Annotated in this window: 3 protein-coding genes; all 3 read left to right on the top strand. The window is 37.5% G+C overall.

The genetic code is table 11. The annotated features are described in order from the left end of the window. The first annotated feature begins 121 nt into the window (after positions 1–121). The 3 genes from ACWIW0_RS11120 (at position 122) to fumC (ending at position 3,787) form a co-directional block, all read left to right on the top strand. Positions 122–955, top strand: a complete 834-nt coding sequence (locus ACWIW0_RS11120) for a DUF5718 family protein (protein WP_454453367.1) — start codon at positions 122–124, stop codon at positions 953–955. Between the two features lie 282 nt (positions 956–1,237). Then, positions 1,238–2,212 (top strand): magnesium/cobalt transporter CorA, encoded by a 975-nt coding sequence (corA, locus tag ACWIW0_RS11115; protein WP_454453366.1) that lies wholly within the window; start codon positions 1,238–1,240, stop codon positions 2,210–2,212. A gap of 180 nt (positions 2,213–2,392) precedes the next feature. Beyond that, the gene (fumC, locus tag ACWIW0_RS11110) at positions 2,393–3,787 is read left to right on the top strand and encodes a class II fumarate hydratase (RefSeq protein WP_454453365.1); all 1,395 of its coding nucleotides are present in this window, start codon (positions 2,393–2,395) and stop codon (positions 3,785–3,787) included. Positions 3,788–3,810 lie beyond the last annotated feature (23 nt).

Genomic DNA, 3,810 nt, shown 5'->3' with positions numbered 1-3,810 from the left:
AAAAAAATGACCGCTTGATGAAAAACACAACAAAATGATTATTTATAATTCTATGTTATTTATTCAATTCGCAGTATTATGCAACTACTTTTTTCTTAACTTAAATTAACAAGGAATTTTTATGCAAAACCAACATTTCATCGGACTCGGCGTTGCAGGCAACTTTGCAGGGCATTTAGAACAAGCTGGAGAAGCAGCTGATTTTTTACAAGTAAAAACCATTGAAGCTATTCAACCTAAAGCAATCTTCCCATTTTATGTTCCTAGCAAAACATTATCTGAAACCTACCGCTTTCTTGCGACTTATCCTTTGTCAGCTGACACTATTACCTTTCCCAATGATGCGGATAACTTACAAATCGAACCTGAAGTTGCATTGATTTGCGATATTAAGTATTCAGATAAAAAGGTTATTGCACTAACGCCAACACATTTTACTGCTTACAATGATTGCTCCATTCGCCGACCAAATGCTCGTAAGATTTGTGAGAAGAAAAATTGGGGAGAAAATTCTAAGGGACTTTCCAACACATTTATTGCATTAGATCATTTTAATCAAGGTGGGAGCTTAGATAATTACAATATCGCTTGCTTTCATAAACGTAACGGTGAGCTAAATGAGTATGGTGTTGATAGTCCAACCGTTGGTTATAGTTATTTTCATCAAAAATTATTAGATTGGATTATAGATAGAATGAATAATCAACCTGATGAAGGCCCAATGAACCATATTGCCGAACTGCTACAACAAGCAGATTACCCAACCAAAGCGGTTATTAGTATCGGAGCAACACGCTATACCGATTTTGGCGAACATAATTTCTTACAAAAAGGCGATACTAGTATTGTTGCGGTTTACCCTCGAGAACTGTATTCTCACCAAGAAATTGTTGAAATGGCAAAAAATGAACAATTTGCACAAAATATTTCTGCTCTTATTCAATATGTGAAGTAATATAACGACTAGCGGTAAGATTTCGTAAATCTTTTGCAAAATTTATAACAAATCCTACCGCTTATTCAGATAATTTCTTGACGACTAAGGGCTAAATCGTTACCATTCGCCCGTTTTTTTCACCTTGAGGATACAGCATTTTGGACAGTCACAGTCGATACTCATCAGTTTGTTAATTTCCCCTCGTCCAAAGTTCCTTTTGCCGACGAGAGTCGGTCTGTTCAGTATCTTATTTTTGTTCATTTGTGTTCATCGCCTCATACCATTTATTAGGAGTATGAAATGATCAGAGCTTTTTCGTTAAATAACGATCGCCTAATCAGCGTTGATGAAACCAACCCAAACACCTTAAACGACGCTATTTGGATAGACTTAGTTGATCCAAGTGATGAAGAGCGTACAGTTCTCGAAAAACGTTTAGATCAAACCCTTGCCGAAGAACGAGAATTAGAAGATCTAGAAGCCTCTGCTCGTTTTTTTGAAGACGAGGATGGATTACATCTTCACTCATTCTTTTACTGCTTAGATGATGATGACTATGCAGATATTGCAACCGTTGGTTTTACCATTCGCGATGGACGTTTATTTACCTTACGAGACCGAGATCTACCTGCTTTTCGCTTATACCGAATGCGTTCACGCCGAGAAAAAATGATTGATGGCAACGCTTATGAATTATTACTTGATTTATTTGAAACTAAAATCGAGCAATTAGCGGACGTCATTGAAAATATCTATGCAGATTTAGAAAAACTAAGCCGAGTCGTATTAAGCACTCAAGATAAAAGCGAAAAAGAGAAAAGAAACGGTACTGAATTTGATGATGCACTATCGGATCTAACAGAGTTGGAAGATATGAGTTCCAAAGTACGTTTATGTTTGATGGATACACAACGTGCCTTGAGCTTTTTATTACGCAAAACACGTTTACCAAATAACCAGCTAGAACAGGCACGCGACATTATGCGAGATATTGAATCACTTCAACCGCATAATGAATCCTTATTCCAAAAGGTAAACTTCCTAATGCAAGCCGCAATGGGTTTCATCAATATTGAACAGAACCGAATAATGAAATTCTTCTCACTGGTTTCAGTAATGTTCCTACCAGCAACACTTGTTGCATCAACTTATGGAATGAACTTTAAGTTTATGCCCGAGCTGGATTTCCAATATGGGTACCCAATGGCAATCGGCTTAATGATCTGTGCTGCCGCTACCCCTTATCTGTATTTTAAACGGAAAGGGTGGCTATAAAGTCGATATACTAAGCTCTTCATTTTGACAGTTCTATCAAACCAGTCAAAATTATGATCCATATCACAAAATAGATAAAAATATGAAAGGTATGCGGATTCAGCATTCCTTTCTTCTACGCTCAATGCTACTATTTTCTAGTTTACTCGTAACATTTAACTATGACTTTTAGGAGAAATTATGGAATTCCGTATTGAAAAAGACACAATGGGCGAAGTGAAAGTACCAGCAGATCGTTACTGGGCTGCACAAACTGAACGTTCTCGTAATAACTTTAAAATCGGTCCTGAAGGCTCAATGCCAGCTGAAATTATTGAAGCGTTTGGCTACTTAAAAAAAGCAGCTGCCTATGCAAACCACGATTTAGACGTTCTACCCGTTGAAAAACGTGATTTAATTGCAACCGCTTGTGATGAAATTTTAGCAAATAAGTTAGATGATGAATTTCCATTAGTAATTTGGCAAACTGGTTCAGGCACACAATCAAATATGAATGTGAATGAAGTTGTGGCAAACCGTGCTCACGTTTTAAATGGGGGAAAACTAGGTGAAAAATCCATTATCCACCCGAATGATGATGTGAATAAATCACAATCTTCAAATGATACCTACCCAACCGCAATGCACATTGCCGCATATAAAAAAGTCGTAGAACATACGCTTCCTTGCGTTAAACGCTTACAAAAAACCCTAGCAGAAAAGGCTGAAGCCTTTAAAGATGTCGTTAAAATCGGACGCACTCACTTAATGGACGCAACACCACTCACATTAGGTCAAGAGTTTTCAGCTTATGCAGCACAACTCGCATTCGGTATTAAAGCACTTGAAAATACCTTACCACACCTCGCTGAACTCGCTTTAGGGGGTACAGCTGTTGGTACAGGTTTAAACACACCGAAAGGTTATGATGTAAAAGTGGCTGACTATATTGCTAAATTTACAGGATTACCTTTTGTTACTGCACAAAATAAATTTGAAGCACTCGCAACTCACGATGCAATTGTTGAAACCCACGGTGCATTAAAACAGCTTGCAGTCTCTCTCTACAAAATTGCCAACGATGTACGTTTATTAGCATCAGGCCCTCGCTCTGGTATTGGTGAGATTTTAATTCCTGAAAATGAACCTGGTTCATCAATTATGCCTGGTAAAGTAAATCCAACTCAATGTGAAGCAATGACAATGGTTTGTGCTCAGGTACTAGGTAATGACGTTACGATCTCATTTGCAGGCACACAAGGTCATTTCCAATTAAATGTATATAAGCCAGTTATGGCATATAACTTCTTACAATCTGCACAACTATTGGCAGATGCGTGTGTTTCATTTGATGAACATTGTGCTATTGGTATTGAACCGAACCACCCACGCATTAAACAACAATTAGATCAATCACTAATGCTTGTTACTGCATTAAATACCCACATTGGTTATGAAAATGCAGCGAAAATTGCTAAAACAGCACATAAAAATGGTACTACACTTAAAGAAGAGGCCATTAACTTAGGATTAGTTACTGCAGAACAATTTGATGAATGGGTTCGTCCTGAAGATATGGTTGGAAGTTTGAAGTAATCAACAGCTCCAATAGCTAAAAT

The sequence above is a fragment of the Ursidibacter sp. B-7004-1 genome (genome assembly GCF_053654055.1).
The sequence above is the reverse complement of the archived record's forward strand: the minus strand, read 5'-3'. Positions and strand labels throughout refer to the sequence as shown.